General features: G+C 52.7%; 12 protein-coding genes. 7 read left to right on the forward strand and 5 right to left on the reverse strand.

The annotated features are described in order from the left end of the window. Positions 1–134: 134 nt before the first annotated feature. The gene (locus tag FH871_RS14405; protein WP_138992130.1) at positions 135–359 is read left to right on the forward strand and encodes a hypothetical protein; all 225 of its coding nucleotides are present in this window, start codon (positions 135–137) and stop codon (positions 357–359) included. 48 nt (positions 360–407) lie between these two features. On the opposite strand, the gene FH871_RS14410 is transcribed toward FH871_RS14405, so the two are convergent. Both FH871_RS14410 and FH871_RS14415 read right to left on the reverse strand, forming a co-directional pair. Further along, entirely contained in the window at positions 408–2,390 is a 1,983-nt protein-coding gene (locus FH871_RS14410) for an adenylate/guanylate cyclase domain-containing protein (protein ID WP_138992131.1), read from the reverse strand. An 18-nt stretch (positions 2,391–2,408) separates the two neighbouring features. Continuing rightward, on the reverse strand, positions 2,409–4,385 hold the full coding sequence (locus FH871_RS14415; protein ID WP_138992132.1) for a DUF5995 family protein: 1,977 nt from the start codon (positions 4,383–4,385) through the stop codon (positions 2,409–2,411). A gap of 143 nt (positions 4,386–4,528) precedes the next feature. Here FH871_RS14415 and FH871_RS14420 point away from each other — a divergent pair, with 143 nt between their 5' ends. Both FH871_RS14420 and FH871_RS14425 read left to right on the forward strand, forming a co-directional pair. Continuing rightward, positions 4,529–5,587, forward strand: a complete 1,059-nt coding sequence (locus FH871_RS14420) for a sensor histidine kinase (RefSeq protein ID WP_138992133.1) — start codon at positions 4,529–4,531, stop codon at positions 5,585–5,587. After that, complete coding sequence (locus FH871_RS14425; protein WP_138992134.1) at positions 5,584–6,294, forward strand: LytTR family DNA-binding domain-containing protein; 711 nt, start codon at positions 5,584–5,586, stop codon at positions 6,292–6,294. The genes FH871_RS14420 and FH871_RS14425 overlap by 4 nt, the downstream gene beginning before the upstream one ends. 1 nt (position 6,295) lies before the next feature. Here FH871_RS14425 and FH871_RS14430 read toward each other — a convergent pair whose 3' ends face one another. Further along, positions 6,296–9,343 (reverse strand): caspase family protein, encoded by a 3,048-nt coding sequence (locus FH871_RS14430; RefSeq protein WP_171062849.1) that lies wholly within the window; start codon positions 9,341–9,343, stop codon positions 6,296–6,298. Between the two features lie 200 nt (positions 9,344–9,543). Next, positions 9,544–10,764 (reverse strand): PQQ-dependent sugar dehydrogenase, encoded by a 1,221-nt coding sequence (locus tag FH871_RS14435; protein ID WP_138992136.1) that lies wholly within the window; start codon positions 10,762–10,764, stop codon positions 9,544–9,546. 362 nt (positions 10,765–11,126) lie between these two features. Here FH871_RS14435 and FH871_RS14440 point away from each other — a divergent pair, with 362 nt between their 5' ends. Together FH871_RS14440 and FH871_RS14445 are read left to right on the forward strand one after the other, a co-directional pair. After that, positions 11,127–11,582, forward strand: a complete 456-nt coding sequence (locus FH871_RS14440) for a (2Fe-2S)-binding protein (RefSeq protein ID WP_138992137.1) — start codon at positions 11,127–11,129, stop codon at positions 11,580–11,582. Between the two features lie 36 nt (positions 11,583–11,618). Further along, positions 11,619–13,871, forward strand: coding sequence for a xanthine dehydrogenase family protein molybdopterin-binding subunit (locus FH871_RS14445; RefSeq protein WP_138992138.1), 2,253 nt, complete (start codon positions 11,619–11,621; stop codon positions 13,869–13,871). A gap of 32 nt (positions 13,872–13,903) precedes the next feature. Here the strand turns inward: FH871_RS14445 and FH871_RS14450 are convergent, their stop codons facing one another. Next, positions 13,904–14,806, reverse strand: a complete 903-nt coding sequence (locus FH871_RS14450; protein ID WP_138992139.1) for an AraC family transcriptional regulator — start codon at positions 14,804–14,806, stop codon at positions 13,904–13,906. A gap of 130 nt (positions 14,807–14,936) precedes the next feature. Between FH871_RS14450 and FH871_RS14455 the strand changes: the two genes are divergently transcribed. Continuing rightward, on the forward strand, positions 14,937–15,383 hold the full coding sequence (locus FH871_RS14455; protein WP_138992140.1) for a putative quinol monooxygenase: 447 nt from the start codon (positions 14,937–14,939) through the stop codon (positions 15,381–15,383). A gap of 390 nt (positions 15,384–15,773) precedes the next feature. Next, positions 15,774–16,955 (forward strand): tRNA 2-thiouridine(34) synthase MnmA, encoded by a 1,182-nt coding sequence (gene mnmA, locus FH871_RS14460; protein ID WP_138992141.1) that lies wholly within the window; start codon positions 15,774–15,776, stop codon positions 16,953–16,955. Positions 16,956–16,966: the final 11 nt, after the last annotated feature.

A 16,966-nucleotide genomic window follows, 5' to 3' on the forward strand; every position in this document is an offset into this window, starting at 1 on the left:
TTCACGTTTTTATCCACGGAATGCAGGTGACATATTGTTACTAAATTCACAAGGCCGGGAAACAAATGGCACAAAGTTTGAGATTAGATAGCTATCTGTCGCAGGACGGTATACGCTATACTTAGAACGATCTTATGATTACGAAAGCTGTTTTTAACGAAGCCTTTAATCAAATCGGGGTAAACCGAGTCGAAGCTATACCGGGTACTCATAAAATGGCAAAATACCGTAAAAAAACGCCTTATAAACTCAATATACGGAAAGCAGCCCTCTGGTTTGTAATTCTGTCTGTTGCTGCGGGGTTTGCGTTTTTGTGGTACAAATTGATTGCCAGGCTGATTGTTTTGATTCTGGAATAAACAGACTTTTTTGGCCTGAATCTTGCTAGGCACTACCACCGTGCATTTTTAACCGGTTTGCTTTACAGCACCTGGTATCCCTTCTTCTACCAGTTCTTCAGCGTAATACATATCCAGCGCTTCTTTATTCTTAACCGCAATCTTCCCACGGTAGCTACACCGAATCTGCTCTTTCACCAGACGAAAGGTGGTTTCGGAAATGTTGACTTTCCCCGCTTCTCCGTATTGCTCCATTCGGGCCGCCGTATTGACGGTGTCTCCCCAGATGTCATAGGCAAACTTGCGATCGCCCACAATCCCGGCCACCACCGGCCCGGTATGAACGCCGATCCGAAACTCGAAATGCTGCTGCCCGTTGGCCTGCCGCTCGTGCTGGTTTCGAAGCAGGAACGTCCGCATTTCCAAAGCCGCCCGAACCACCTCGACCGGATTTTCGGGATATACAACCGGCAATCCCCCGGCGCATAAATAAGCATCCCCGATGGTCTTGATTTTCTCGATGCGGTACTGGCTCAGAATCGCATCGAATGAGCGGTAGTAATAATCGATCTCGCTGACCAGTTCTTCCGGAGAAAGCCGCTCGCCCATACTCGTAAAATTGACGATGTCGGTGAACAGCACCGTGACCCGATCAAACCGGCGCGGCTTCGAACGTCCGGTCTGTTTCAGTTCTTCGACCACCTCTGCGGGCAGAATGTTGAGCAACAGCTCCTCCGACCGCTGCTTGGCCACCTGAAGTTCTTCGGTGCGCTGCTGCACTTTTTGTTCCAGCATGGCATTTTGCTCGCTCACCAGCCGCTTGTTTTCAACCAGCAACCGGATTTGCTCCTGTTCGGCTTCCTGACGCCGTTTTTTCAGCAGATTTACCTTGTACGTAAGTGCCACGGCAAAAAACAGAATTTCGACCCCGACGCCCAGGTGAATGCTTTCATAGGTCCAGAAACTGAACGGTAGCTGACCGTAGGTATACATCAGGAAAACGAAGATGCCGATGTAGAAAAACAGGTTGCCGGCGATGTAAAACAAGGCCGGCCGAAAACCCTTGCGCAGCGTAACAAGCCCGGCAACGATACTGAACGTCCCCTCCAGCAGGACGACCACCGGCACGATGTCGATCTGACGACCCAGTTGATAATTCAGGCTGACATTCGCCACATTCAGCACGAAACTAATCAGGTAAAGAACGACGATGCCAATACCGATTTTATAAAACCGGGGAGCCTGCAAACGCAGCCGGAGAAACGTCAGCGTGAAGAGAATATGCAGAACGCCGGTAATGGACGAAAGGGCGGCTGAATACCGTTCAATGGATGGATTGGCGGGCCAAAAAAACTCGCTGGTATGGCCCCGGAACAGGGCCATCAGGAGTCCGATAAAAAACACCCAGATTGCATACCTTAAATTCCCCTGTTCGCGCAAACGGATGTAAAGAACCAGGCTATAAACGATGATAATCAGAATGAATCCGTAATAAATTCCGTAAAATAAATCGGAGTAGTGCTGGCTTTCGATCAGCCGGGTGGTCGATAGGGCATAAATCGGCAAAACGCCCGTATAAACCCCTTCCATATAAACATAGAAGGTGTGGGTCTGGCCGTTGCGGGCCTGAATCGGGCAAAACTGAATGCTTTTTCGAAAGGGGGCGGCCGGTTCGGGCTGAAGCGATCCCAGCTTATGAAGGGTCAGAATCCGGTTATCCACCGTTTCATACACGCGGATGAATTCCGTCCCGGCGTAGATAAACTGCATGAACACCTCGCGATCCGTCTCGTTCGTAATCTGAAACCGGAACCAGTAGCCAAACTGGTGGTCATAGGGCTTGATCAGGCGGTTTTCGGTGGGAACAAACCGGTATCGACCCGGATTCTGGAGCAGGTCATCGATAGAAATACGACCGGCTTTGACTTCCAGCAGTTCACTGGCTTTATACAAATCGTAGGGCTCGGTCAGGTCGCTGATGCGAATGGGCCCGGCTCCTGCCCAACTCTCACCCAACAGACTTATCAGCAAAATCAGTACAAGTCGGTTCATAGAATGGGGGTTTACCGTTTATGAAATCGTCGGAAGCAGAGCCGTTCGCAACATCACGTCGACCTTGTGGGCCGTGGTGCCAAATTCCTTCCGGGCCACGTAAACCAATGGCAGCCGCAGCAGCCAGGGAGGCCGGGCCACCAGATTGCCCATTTTGGCCGACTGGGCTTCCAGAATAGCTAACCGATCTTTCCATTCCGTTTCGGACCGCGACTGGTGAAATCCGAGCGTATTGGCCCAGGCCTGTTCGCGGCCCTTCGCCATAACTGCCTTTTCAATATCTTTGATTTTGTCCGAGAAATAGGTTACAAACGTTCCAAAGGGCCGAAAAATCCGGCCAATGTCGTCGTTCATCTGGTCGTACATATCTTCAAATAACCCATTCATTTTATCAAAGTCATTCTTAAATAACTCCAGGTCTTTTCCTTTATAAACTTCCGCCACCACAATCGGCAGATCGTAGGAAATGTGGGCGTTAGCTGCCGAAAAAATGTACTGGTTGGTGGTGATCACCGTTTTGGCAGCATCGAACGACAACTGCCAGGGAGCAGACGCCGGTTTGCCATCGAAATACCGATTGAGCGCTTCAAAATACCGGTTGCCAAATCCGACATCGACCTGCTCCATTTCCACCGGATTTTCGAATAGTCCCGCCTTCAAACCGTCCTGCACGCGCAGCGTCACCAGTTTATACACGGCGGCAAACAACCCGATCGGATTGTTCTGTGAGCGCAGGTGCCGGGCCACTTTATCCAGGTAAAATAGCACTTCCTCAATCGTCTGCGCGGGCGGAATCCGGAAGTCCGGAGCCTCCGACTGCCAGGTGTCGGTGAGGGCCGAGGGCAGGTAAAACTGCTCGCTTTTGGCCCCGTTGTGATACGACATCACGAGATCGATCATCTGGTTGCTGAACGCCCGGCCCACCGCACCCATCAGCAAATGACGGTCGCCGACGGAGCGAAACCCTTTGTCGAGCCACTGAATGGCGTTCATCACCGGCGAATCATCCTTGTCGTCGTCTTTGGGAACCTCCAGCAGATCGGCGTATTGATCACCAATAAAAAACCGTACAAACAGGGGTGACAGATTTTTGAGCGGCCCGAACGACAGCCGGGAGTTCATGAGGTCGATGCAGGCATCGGTCAGTTCGGCACCTTCCCGACCGCCATCGGGCGACCGGCCGGCCTGCTGCTCCAGAATGGCGTTCATCAGATGCCGACAGTCGTCTTCGTTTTCCGAATTCAGGTCATCATCGACGCCGATCATGAACCCCACCACTTTCCAGAGGTGCAGATAGGCCTCCCGTTCCTCGGGCGTCAGTTCGATGTCCATCTGCTTCAGCCCGTCGATGATCACGACGCCAAACGACAGTAAAGTGCCAACCAGATCCTGCTGATTGATCGGAATGCCAAAATTCTCAACGTCCCAGCGGTGTTGCTGGGCGTGATACCGGATCACGGCGTGAATCAGCCGAACTTTCTGGATGGAAACAACGGCCAGGCCATCGTGTTCAAAACTATTCAGGGTCAGGATGTTGACTACAAACTGGGCGGTTTCCATCAGCCGCCGGGTAAACGAATCGAGCGAACCATCGTGAACGCGCAGACGGCCGGTTCGGTACAACACCTTGGCCCCCCGCCAACAGGTGTAGCACAGTGGCAGCGATTTACAAAGCAGCAGCAGCAGAATTTTGGGGCCATATTGCTTGAAAACATCGGCCGCCACCATGAGTTTAAACGGTTCGGCCCAGTCGGGAAGCTGGCGGGTTTTGACAAAATACTCTTCCACAATCTGCTTCAACCGATCCGGCAACACGTCGAAAGCCGGGTTGGGGAAGTTGCGGTTTTGCACCAGCATCTGGAAAATCTGATCGACCTCCCCTTTCTGATTGTCCAGCAAAATGGCGGCAATGGTTCCGTCGGCGAGCGGGTCGCCCATCCGTCGTTTGCTCCACAGAAAATCATCAGTCCAGGTAGCAAGGGAAGGGGTATTCATCGGGAGGAAGGACAAACGTTAACGTTACCACAAATAACTATTTTAGTAACTCATTTCCAATTTCTCCGGCACATTCGCGCTTTCTACCGCTATCGTTTTCACCGGGTTACGGCATTTTGTAGTTTACGGTGAAAATCAATTCCATGAAACGAACCATTCCGCCCATCCTGATTCATATTCTGCTTGGTCTGGCCTTTTTGTCTCTTCCCTATCTTTTTGCGCCCGACGGTTTTTCGGGCCTCACCAAACTGACTAGCAACCCGCACGAACGAACTAATTTTCTGTCGTACCTCTTCATGCTGGTTTTCTTTTACGCCAACTATTATTACCTGATTCCAAAATTGTATTTAGAAGGAAAGTATATCCTTTATGTTACCAGCCTTGTGGGGAGTTTTTTGCTTCTGATCGGGGCCGTTGTGCTGGTCGATCGCGGGGATCTGGTTGCTGTTCCCATACCTGCGTTGCCCCATCCTCCCCGCCCCCAGGGGCCGGTTCCGGGCGGTCCGCAGGCCAAACCGCCTTTTGGGTTTGAGTTGAGTCATGCGCTGTTCCTGTATCTGGTAGGCATTTTCGTTTCCCTGTATCTCCAGATCAAAAACCGCTGGCGACAAACCGAACAGGAAAAACTATCGACCGAATTGTCGTACCTGAAAGCCCAGATTAATCCGCATTTTCTGTTCAACACGCTCAACAGCATCTATTCGCTGGCCATCGAAAAATCGGACAAAACCGCCGATGCCGTCGTAAAGCTCTCGTCGTTAATGCGTTACGTCATTCGGGATGCCGGAAGCCACGAGGTTCCGCTGGCGAAAGAAGTGGCCTACATCAGCGATTACATCGCCTTGCAGCAGCTGCGGCTGGACGATACGGTTCAGATTGAGTACGCCGTCAGCGGCTTCTTTAATGGGAAACAGATTGCACCCCTCATTTTGATTTCGTTTGTTGAAAACGCATTCAAGTACGGCGTCAATCCGGAAGTAAAATCGATTATTCACATCACGATTTCGCTGAATGAGAACACCTTGCGGTTGCATGTGTATAACAAAAAAGTGCGGTTGTATCACAATGACGAAGCGTCGGGCGGTATTGGCATCGACAACACCAAAGCCCGGCTGAAACTGGTGTATCCCAACCAACATGTCCTGACCATCAACGACAACCCCACCGGGTTCGCCGTTGACCTAACCCTGAACCTGGCATGATCCGAGCCATTGCATTAGACGATGAACCCCCTGCGCTGCGGGTACTGACCCATTTTTGCCGCCAGCTTAACACCATCGACCTGCAAAAGACGTTTTTGCGCCCTGACGAAGCCCTTTCGCACCTGCACGAAGTACCCACCGATCTGCTTTTTCTTGACATCAATATGCCGTCGGTATCCGGCATTGAATTTCACAAAGCGATTCCGGAACCCATGCTGGTGATTTTCACCACCGCCTACGCCGAATACGCCGTGGAAGGCTTCACGCTCAATGCCGTCGATTACCTGTTGAAACCGTTTACCTTCGAGCGGTTTCAGCAAGCGGTTCAAAAAGCAAACGCACAGCACAAATTCCGGCAGACAACCGATCCGGCTATGGAAGCGTACCTCTACATCCGCGCCGATTATACGCTGCACAAAATTGCCTTGTCGGACATTCTGTTCATCGAAGGGTTGGACGACTACCTCAAGATTCACATCCACCAGGTCAACCGCCCGATTGTGGCCCGCATGACGATGAAAACCATGTTGCAAAAACTCCGGGAAGCCGACGGGGGAAGCGAGCGGTTTATTCGCGTTCATCGCTCCTACATCGTGGCTTTCAACCGGATCGAAACCGTTCGCAACCGGATGATCACCCTCGCCGGGGAGGAAATACCGGTCGGCATGAGCTACGAAGCCGAGTTTTTCAAGCGGTTTCAGGGCTAACTCAGGCGCGTTCCCTCTCCATTTTTCCGATCAGTTGGGCGTATTTGGTGGCAATGCTCAGAAACCCTTTGTCGTTCGGGTGAAATTCATCGTACCAGTATTTCAACTGGCTGGTGGCCGGCCGGATACTCCCGCGCAAGTCGATGTAAATCACGTTGTCATACGCCGATGCGGCCCGTTGCAACCGCTCGTTGAAGCCGTCGATCATAAACCGGATCAGGTTTTTTCGTTCCGCAAGATCCGTTATCCCCTTTTCCGTCAGGCATTTTTCCAAATTTCCCGGCTTCCCGGATTGCGTTTCGCTGGCGTCGGGCAGGAGGTAATCGTAGCCGTGAACCAGCACCCGAACTTTCGCATTTTGCAGCCGGATCAGGCGAAAAAGGCGTTGAAAATCCGTTTCCAGTTCGTCCAGGGCAGCCGTGAATCCATCGGCTACATACCGCTGTGGCGCAGGCAGGGTTTCCGCTGCCTGATCCCGGATATAGGTCGGAAATTCATCCCCAAAGAAATGCGTTCCTCCACCACTCAGCAAAAAATAACGCGGACTGACCTGCGCAATGGTTTCCAGAAATTTCGATTTCTCGATGTAATTCTTCAGTGATTTCCCCACCGCCGGGGTGCTATTTACGGAGTAGACCCGCGCCAGGTAATCGACAATATCGCTCAGCAGCGGGTATTGAAACCACGAATCCCCACCCGCCACCAGCCGAACCCGGTCCGGGTATTTGATCAGATTCTGCATGTACTGCCGGTTTCGGATCTGGTAGGCAATCTGGTTGCTCACGAACGTTTTCACATCGCCCCACAGCCCGCGCTGTTCTTCGCCCGTCACGGCCAGATCGTCCCGCAGCACCAGCTCCGAATCGATCGGGTCCGGCTGAAAATACAGCCCCAGCGCAAAATCAGACATCGGATTGGCCACCGGCACGCCCTCGACCAGCACCGGTTCCAGCATCCGGTTCAGTTCGCCCAGATCGACGCGGTTGAAAACCGGATTCGGAATGCGGAGCGTGACCAGTTGCGTACTCCAGTCCGGAAACTCCTCCTCGTCTTCTTCGGTGTCGAAGGCCGACGCGCGGTTTTCGTCAGCGTTCAATTTCTCACCCAGCGTGTGGGGCGACGGCAAAACATCCAGTGCCAGCATCGCCAGCGTCGATTCGGAGAGGGGATTCACGGAAACGATGACTTTAAAGTATTCCGTCACTTCCGGCCAGTTGTATTGCCGGACGGTTTCTTCCAGGCTCATTCGCACAAAATCATTCCGACCCGTCAGTGATTTCCGGCTCGGCAATCCCAGCAGTTCCGATTTCCCGGGTTCGAGTCGGTAGTTTCCCGCCTGAAGACGCTCGTTCACCGGCAGAAAATCCTTCATCGCTATGAAATCCCGGGAGAGGTATAACACCGTGCAATACAGCACCTGAGCCGTTGGATTGATCAATTGGATGCTGACTTTATTGGCCCAGACGGTTTTGCCAGACGGCGTTGTGCTCTCCTGCAACGGAATCGTCACCGGCGTCGGCCGTGCACCTTTCAATACCACCGTTTGTGCAACTTCGGGCGTAACGGCAATGGTCAGAATCGGTTCAGGGGCTTCGGGATTGCGCAGTTCCTTGAGGTATTGCCAGGCAGCCAGATGCCGCAGATACTGGGTCAACTGCTCATACGCCCGCTCCAGATTGTCTGCCGGTACGGTGCGGATAAGCGGACGGTTTTCGTCACCGGGCCGGGAAAAGTACAACAGACCGTTGCGTACGTGCAGCGTGTAATCCGCCGTTTGTTCGTCTTCTTCCGGGATGAAAAACGCCCCGGCTTTTTCAGTCAGTGTTTTCAACAAAAGCGCCTGTTCGGCCACATCACCGTTGTGGTTGATGAAATGGAGTTTGATGGGTTCGGTCAGCAGGCCCTCCACTTCGGCCCGGTAGGCCTTGCCCCGGTCGAGGCCGGCTTCCTGCTCCGCACCGATTTTCAACAGCGTGTAATCGGCCCCGATTTTCAGCGGTGTCACCGAAAAAGCCGGTTTTCCGCTGTCGTCCAGCAACTGAATGGATTTCGTCGTCCGCCCTACCCCGTGAATAGCTCCGACATCGAGCAGCCACTGCCGTTTGTTCGGATTGAAAGTAATCTCGGCGACGGCGGTTTGGGCGTCGATCGGCCGGTTCAAAAAACCGGTCAGCAAGAGCGTATCGGACGCGTCGCCCGCTGCCGAAATGCGGGGGCGTTGTTCGTAGGCAAACCGCATGTATTGCCGCACACGGTTGTGCAGGGCCTGGTATGAAATGGCCGAGTTGGCGGCTTTCAAAACCGCCACCAGATTTTTGGTAAAAACGCCTTCCTTGTTTTCCCGGTCTTCCACAGCCGCTTCGTCCGATTCGCAGGCCGCTAGCTGAATGTGGGTCCCCAACGGAATAAGCTGATCGAGTCCCTGTTGCCGAAAATCGTCTTCCGTAAACTGTTCCTGAAAAATAAAACCGGCGTACGGCCGCATGGGAGCCGATTGCGACAACCGGCGCTCCTGCATTTTCTGCCCTTCGGGTGTTGCCGCGAGCAGATCAAAAAACCGGGTATTATCCCCGGAATGGCAACAATCGAAGATCGTAACGACGTGCGCCCCGGTCTGGCTCAGGTCCGCAATCAGATACCTTAACTCCTTATCGGTCAGCAAATAATCCCAGGTATGGGCTGCATCGCCGTCAAAACAGACAATGCTTTCGAGTTTGCCGTCAGCTTCCGTTGGCCAGAGCGTCGGGTCGGCGGCTTCCTGCGCACCGTGGCCCGCGAAATAGAACAAGGCCGTATCGTTCGGCCCGGCCTGCTTCAGGTGCGTTCGGAAACCCGCGACGACGGCGTTTTTGGTGGCTTCCCGGTCGCTGAGGTGGAGCGGATGGTGCTCTACATCGGTCAGGCTTTCGAGGTAGAGTTCGATGGTGGCCGCGTCCTGCACGGCCCCGCTCAACGGGCGTACCTGCTGATAGGCGTTGATGCCTACCACGAAGGAGTACAGTTTCGAAATGGCTGCGGAATGGGTGGGCACAGAGGTTGAAGGGTTCATCGTCAGAGTTGGGAGGAATATCGTGGTACCACGGCCTAAACCGGTGATCGCCAGAAATATAGGAAAATAATCACAAATCCCGGCTTTACGGAAAAAACCGCTTGTAAACCAAGCGGTTTTTTCCGTAAAGCCGGGATTTAGCCAAACCATTCCCTCCGTTTTAAAGGCAGGATACTCTGGTCAAAACAGAACCTGGAATCTTATTTTTTATCGATCCGGTACAGCCTTCCCTGGTCGGTAATCGCGTATAAGGCCCCATCCTGGCCCTGCGTTACATCCCGAAACCGCTGAGATTCACCCGAAAGCAGCCGTTCTTCGCCTACCACTTTGTTCTTTTCAATTTTCAGCCGCACGATGTGCATGCCACTCAGCGAACCCACAAAGAGGTTGTTCTTCCATTCCGGAATGCGATCACTGCTGTAGAACGTCATCCCGCTCGGCGACACGGAAGGGTCCCAGTAATACACCGGTTGTTGCAGGCCGTCTTTCTGTTGAATGGCCTCCCCGACTTGCTTTCCACTGTACTCGATGCCGTAGGTGATGGTTGGCCAGCCGTAATTTTTTCCGGGCTCGATCCGGTTGATTTCATCCCCTCCTCTGGGGCCGAATTCAGCCTCCCACAGATCGCCGGTAACCGGATGGAAAGCCAGCCCCTGCACGTTGCGGTGTCCGTAAGAATACAATTCGGGCCGGGCATCGGCCTGTTTCGCAAACGGATTACCGGCAGCGGGTTTTCCGTCTTTCGTGATGCGAATAACTTTCCCAAGACCCGAATTGACCGACTGGGCCTGCGGGCGGGTCACCAGATCCGACCGTTCGCCGGTGCTAATCACCAGATTACCGGCTTTATCGATCAAAATCCGGCCACCGTAGTGCAGATTTCCTTTATAAGCGGGAGTGGCACGGTAGATGACCGTTGCGCCTTCCACCGTTTTTTCATCGGCAGAGAGTTTCCCCTTGCCAACCGCTGTCAAATTGCCTTCCTCCAACGGTTCGGCAAACACCCAATAGATCATGCGGTTCTTCGCAAAGGCGGGATCGACCCGAATACCCAGCAGCCCACCCTGGCCCGCAGAATTTACCTTCGGCAGACCCGTGATCGGTTCGCTCAGTTTTCCGTCGGCGGTGGCGATGCGCAACGTGCCTTTCTTTTCCGTAATGAGCAGGCGTCCGTCGGGCAGGCTGGTAATGCCCCAGGGGCTCTTGAGCTCTTCCGTTAACACCTTGCCTTCATAAGGGGTGGCGGATTTGATCCCGGCAACCCGGGTTTGTCCGGCAAAAGCCGATTTGTAGGCCGAATTGGGTTCTTTGGTTTCTACCGGCGCCTGTGCAGACGATGCGGTTTGAGCGGATGCACTTTGACCACACGCTAAAAAAGCGAGTGAAGTACCCGTCAGGATCATGATAAATCGATTGCTCATGTTGGTTCAGCCTGGTGGCTTCTTTCTGTTCTAATGTAATTTACTACAATATTAAACCTGCTAACGCTAAACACCTAATTTGGCTTCCTTCCGTTGAAGTACTTCCTCCGGTTTCCTTGCATACAGGCACCTGCCGGGGACACCTTGGTAATCCGGATAGTCAGGCTATTAGCGTCTACGTCTAACACCTGAAAGAGACGCAGGGTAAAAATAGTTGAATAGCGACTTCCTAACTGGTAAATCAGTGAAAATGGTAGGAAAATCCGTAATTTGTATACCGATCGATTCCAGCTTAAACGCGACCTTTGCAACGAAACTATCCCTGTTTAAACGCATCCTGTCACCCGTAAACCCTGTTCACCGTGGCCACCTATAACCTAAAAATTAACGGAAAAATCAGGCAGGTGAACGTCGACCCTTCGACGCCCCTGCTTTGGGTACTACGTGATCATCTGGACTTACCCGGAACCAAATACGGCTGCGGTGTCGCCCAGTGCGGGGCCTGCACCGTGCATTTGGATGGAACGGCGGTTCGCGCCTGTCAACTGCCCGCTTCGGCAATTGGCAAACAGGCCATCACCACGATTGAAGGCTTGTCGGCCAAAGGCGACCATCCCGTCCAGAAGGCGTGGCTGGAACACGACGTAGCCCAGTGCGGCTACTGTCAGGCCGGGCAAATGATGAGCGCGGCTTCCCTGCTGAAAACCAATCCGAAACCCACCGACGAGGAGATCGATGCGTACATGAGCGGAAACATCTGCCGCTGCGGCACCTACCTGCGCATCAAAGAAGCCATCAAATCGACGGCGAAGAAGTAATGCCGCTGTTCTCCACGCGTATACCAGACCTTGACCATGAACACGACCAAAACAACCCATAACCGGCGTTCTTTCTTAAAAACTTCCCTGCTTTCGGGGGGCGGCATGATGCTCAGCGTGAGCTGGTTATCCAGCCTTAAGGCCGCCGACAAACAACAAGCCCTGAACCTGCCTGAGCAATCGGTCATGCTCAATGGTTATATTCAGATTACCGCCGACAACGTGATCAAACTCCTGTGCCCCAATCCTGAATTTGGGCAGAATGTGATGACTTCGCTGCCCATGATCGTTGCCGAGGAGTTGGATGTGGACTGGAAAAACGTGGTCGTTGAAATGGGTCCGCACGACAACACGAAGTTAGGTCCCCAGTTTACGGGAGGCAGTAATTCGATTCGCATGTACTGGAAACCACTCCGGGAGGCCGGGGCAGCCGCCCGACACCTATTGCGCCAGGCAGCCGCCCAGACATGGAACGTGCCGGTTGAGGAAGTGACCACGAAAGCGGGGGTATTGCATCATGCCAGCGGAAAATCGGCGAACTACGGCGAAATGGCCGGCAAAGCCGCTAGCCTGGAGGTGCCGAAAGACCTGAAACTGAAGGCTCCAAAGGATTTTACGATCGTCAGAAAATCGAAGAAAAATGTTGAGGGCCAAAAAATAATAACCGGCAAGCCGCTCTTCGGATTGGATTATCGGGTCGACGGAATGTTGATTGCCATGATTCAGCATCCGCCAGCCTTCGGCATGAAACTGAAATCGTTCGATGCGTCCCAAACCCTCAAAATGCCGGGCATCCAAGATGTTTTCAGTCTGAAATTGTATGAAGACGGTTTCGAGCAGGGCGGTTTCGATACGCGGACGTTCAACGATTTGCTGGTCGTTGTGGGCAAAACCACCTGGGAGGTCATGAATGCCCGTAAGAAGCTCGTTGCCCAGTGGGAACCGATCGGCGACACCAGAGATACCATGAGTGGTCGGGGCGGAAAACGGGAGGTTGTGGTTCCGGGCGGGTTGGAAAGCACCAGCACCCAGCTTGAAAAAATGCAGGAACAGGCCCAAAAACCGGCGCAGCAGTTACGGAAAGACGGCGATCCCGAAACGGCTTTCCAGAATGCGGCTCAGGTCATCGAACGCACTTACAATGCCCCTTTTCTGGCCCATAACTGTATGGAGCCAATGAATTTCTTCGCCCATGTAACGGCGGATAAAGCGATATTGGCTGGCCCTTTGCAGGCTCCCGGCTGGATCGAGCCGACGCTGTCGAAAATCTTAAATCTGCCTGCCGACAAGATTGAAATCCAGATGACGCGGATGGGTGGGGGCTTTGGTCGCCGGGCGTATGGCCATTACCTGACTGAAGCGGCACTGATCTCGAAAAAAGCGAAAGCACCCGTTAAGCTCATCTACACCCGCGAAGATGACATGACCTACGGCATTTATCGCCCGATGTACACGGCAACGTATCGCGCGGCTCTGGATGCCAATAAAAACCTGATTGCGTTCCATGTGAAAGGGGGCGGCATACCGGAACATGCGATCCATGCCAACCGGTTTCCGGCCGGGGCCGTGGAAAACTACCTGGCCGAAGGCTGGCAGATTCCGTCCAATATCACCATTGGGGCCTTCCGGGCTCCGCGCTCCAACTTTAACGCAGCCGCCGAACAATCCTTTTTGGACGAAGTGGCCGAGGCCATGGGCAAAGACCCCATCGCGTTTCGCCTGGAACTCCTGAAACGCGCCAAGGAAAATCCGGTGGGCAAAAACAACGAGTATGACCCCGACCGGTATGCGGGCGTGCTCACCTTGGTACGGGACAAATCGGGCTGGAACAAGCCGGGAAATGAGAAGTACAACCGGGGCGTGGCCGCTTATTTCTGCCATAATTCCTACGCGGCCCATGTGGTCGACATCGTCACCCGGGATGGGCAGCCGTATGTCGAACGGGTCTTCAGTGCGATGGACTGTGGCATTGTGATCAACCCCGATGCCGCCACGAACATGGTGCAGGGAGCGGTGGTCGACGGAATTGGCAATGCGTTTTACGGGGCCTTAACCCATAAAAACGGGGCCGCCGAGCAAAGCAATTTCCACAACTACCGCCTGATCCGGCACAATGAGGCACCGAAATCGATTGACGTTTACTTTGTGGAAAATGACCTCGATCCGACCGGCCTGGGCGAACCACCCTTCCCTCCCGTGTTTGGTGCCGTGGCGAATGCGTTGTATAAAAACAAAGGGAAACGTTTTTACAATCAGCCCTTTCAGAATGAGATGGAGAAACGGATGTAACGTCCATTGGCCTGGTCTCCGGCACACCAGGGTTAGTTGTAATGGAGTATCCGGTATTCGTTGGGCGATTGGCCAACCCGTTGTTTAAACAAGCGGTTGAAGTGCTGGGGATACTTGAAGCCTAATTCATAGGCGATTTGACTAATGGATTTGCCAGGATCAAAGACGCGTTCTTTGGCCACATCGATCACCTTCGACTGGATGTACTCCTGCGCGGTTTTGCCGGTTTCTTTCTTGATTAAATCACCAAAATAGTTGGCCGACAAATTTAATTCATTGGCACAATAGGCGACCGAAGGCAAGCCTATCGTCTGGGGTTTGTCGGACTGATAATACGCATTCAGCAAATTCTCAAACCGTTCGAAAACGCCCTTGTGCGCATAGTCCCGGGTAATGAACTGGCGCTCGTAAAAACGGACGCAGTAGTTTAGAAACAGCTCTATGTTGGATACAATCAACCGCTTGCTGTGTTTGTCGATGGCATGCTCCAATTCGTAGCCGATTTTGGAAAAGCAATCCAGAACAATTTCCCGTTCCCGTTTGGATAAATGCAGCGCTTCGTAGGATTGGTAGCCAAAGAAAGTGTACTCCTGAATATGCCGTCCCAGGGCCGTACCGTGGATGAGATCGGGATGAAAGACCAGCGCATACCCTTTGGGCTGATAGGTTTCGCCATTGCTGTTCACCCCAGCCACCTGTCCCGGTGCCAGAAAAACCAGCGTTCCCGCCTGGTAATCATAGGTATGCCGACCATACACCAGATCACCGCATTTGACATCTTTCAGGAAGATGGTGTAGAAGCCAAAAAACATCCGGGACCCTTGTCGGGGGTCGGCCTTGGACAAGTCAACCACACTCACCAGGGGATGACGGGTTTCATTGTTATTGAAGACATTGTAGTCATTGATGGTCTCAAACCGGCGTAGCGTGTCCATATCACGATTGGTTTAGTTACCTAAAATTACCGCTTTATTCAGCCCTTCACCAACCAGCATTTCCTAATCAGGAATATTGGTAGATAAAACCGTAATCTGTATACTAGACCTGAATTTACCTGAATAAACCATGAACACGGAAAAAACCAGTTTAAGAGCCAAAGCACCAAAGGCAGTCATCTTTTTTTTAGTCGGTGTATTCCTGTTGGTTAGCTACCATATCGCTTTAGCGCAGCAGCCAGAGAGGATGGTGCGGATTTCAGAAATTGAAATAGATCCGGCTTTTCTGGAAGAGTATAAAACCATCCTGGCCGAAGAATCGGCGGCATCAGTAAAATTAGAACCGGGAGTCATTGCCATCTTTCCGATGTACCAAAAAGAAAACCCCACATCAATACGGATTTTGGAAATGTACGCCAGCAAAACCGCCTACGAGCAACACTTGAAAACACCACACTTCCTGAAGTACAAAACTACGACCCTTAAAATGGTAAAATCATTAAAGTTAGTGGATATGGGCTTGATCGATGTGGCCACAATGCCCCTGTTGTTTAGAAAAGTAAAGGAAGATAAATGATGAAGATTCATTAACTGTTCGGAACACGATACGACAGCTTCGTTGAGTGTGATTGCCTCAAAAGTGGTCCGAACCGGCTAAGACCGTCCCCAACGAATGGAATGGATTTCAATAAAACCGTGTCACGATACGACAGCTTCGTTGAGTGTGATTGCCTCAAAAGTGGTCCGAACCGGCTAAGACCGTCCCCAACGAATGGAATGGATTTCAATAAAACCGTGTCACGATACGACAGCTTCGTTGAGTGTGATTGCCTCAAAAGTGGTCCGAACCGGCTAAGACCGTCCCCAACGAATGGAATGGATTTCAATAAAACCGTGTTAAGCTGTATCTTTGCAATCAACCAATAAAATTAGTTATCGCAAGGCTTTGAACCTTGTCAGATACGCCATGAGCAAACACGGACGCATTTTGGTCGCCATGAGTGGCGGCATCGACTCCTCCCTGGCAGCGGTTCTGCTGCACGAAGAAGGCTACGAAGTCATCGGCATGACCATGAAAACATGGGATTATGCCTCATCGGGTGGCAGTAAAAAAGAAACCGGCTGTTGTAGCCTCGATTCCATCAACGACGCCCGCAACATCGCCGTCAACCTCGGCTTCCCGCATTACATTCTCGACATCCGGGCCGAATTCGGCGATTCCGTCATCGACCACTTTACGGGTGAATACCTGGAAGGCCGGACGCCCAATCCGTGTGTTCTCTGCAACACCCACATCAAATGGGACGCGCTGCTGCGCCGGGCCGACCGCCTTGATTGTGAGTCCATTGCCACCGGCCATTACGCCAACATCCGGCAAATCCACGACGACAGTTCCGCCAACGGGCGGTTTGTCATCTCCCGCGGCATCGACACCCTGAAAGACCAGTCCTACGTGCTGTGGGGTGTTTCGCAGGATAGCCTGAGCCGAACCAAATTACCGTTAGGCCACCTCCGGAAATCCGAAATCTACGCGATGGCGACCGAACGCGGTTTTACGGAACTGGTCACCAAGTCCGAATCCTACGAAATCTGTTTCGTGCCCGATAACGATTACCGGGGCTTCCTGAAACGGCGCGTTCCGGGACTCGAACAGGAAGTGGCCGGCGGAAATTTCATTCTCGAAGACTCCTCGACCGGCACCCGGAAAGTAGTGGGCAAACACGAAGGCTATCCATTTTATACCATCGGCCAACGGAAAGGGCTGGGCATTGCCTTCGGCTACCCGGTTTTTGTCACCGACATTCGGAAAGACACCAATGAAGTTATTCTCGGAATCGACAAGGATTTGTACCGCGATGGCATGATGGTCAGCCGGTTGAATCTTCAAAAATACACTTCCATCGAAAAACCGCTCGAAACCGTTACGAAAGTTCGGTATAAGGACCCCGGCACCCCGGCGGTTATTTCGCAGGATGGCGACAAGATCAAGGTACTGTTCGAGCAGGGCGTTTCGGCCATTGCGCCGGGTCAGGCTGCGGTTTTCTACGAAGGTGACGACGTAATCGGCGGGGGCTGGATCATGAAAAGTTTCCGCCAATCCGACGCCAATCCGGAAACGGCGGAGGTGGCTTTCCCCCTGTTTGCCTAAGCCGCTCGCTG

Source organism: Larkinella sp. C7 (assembly GCF_006149005.1).
Classification (GTDB): Bacteria; Bacteroidota; Bacteroidia; order Cytophagales; family Spirosomataceae; genus Larkinella.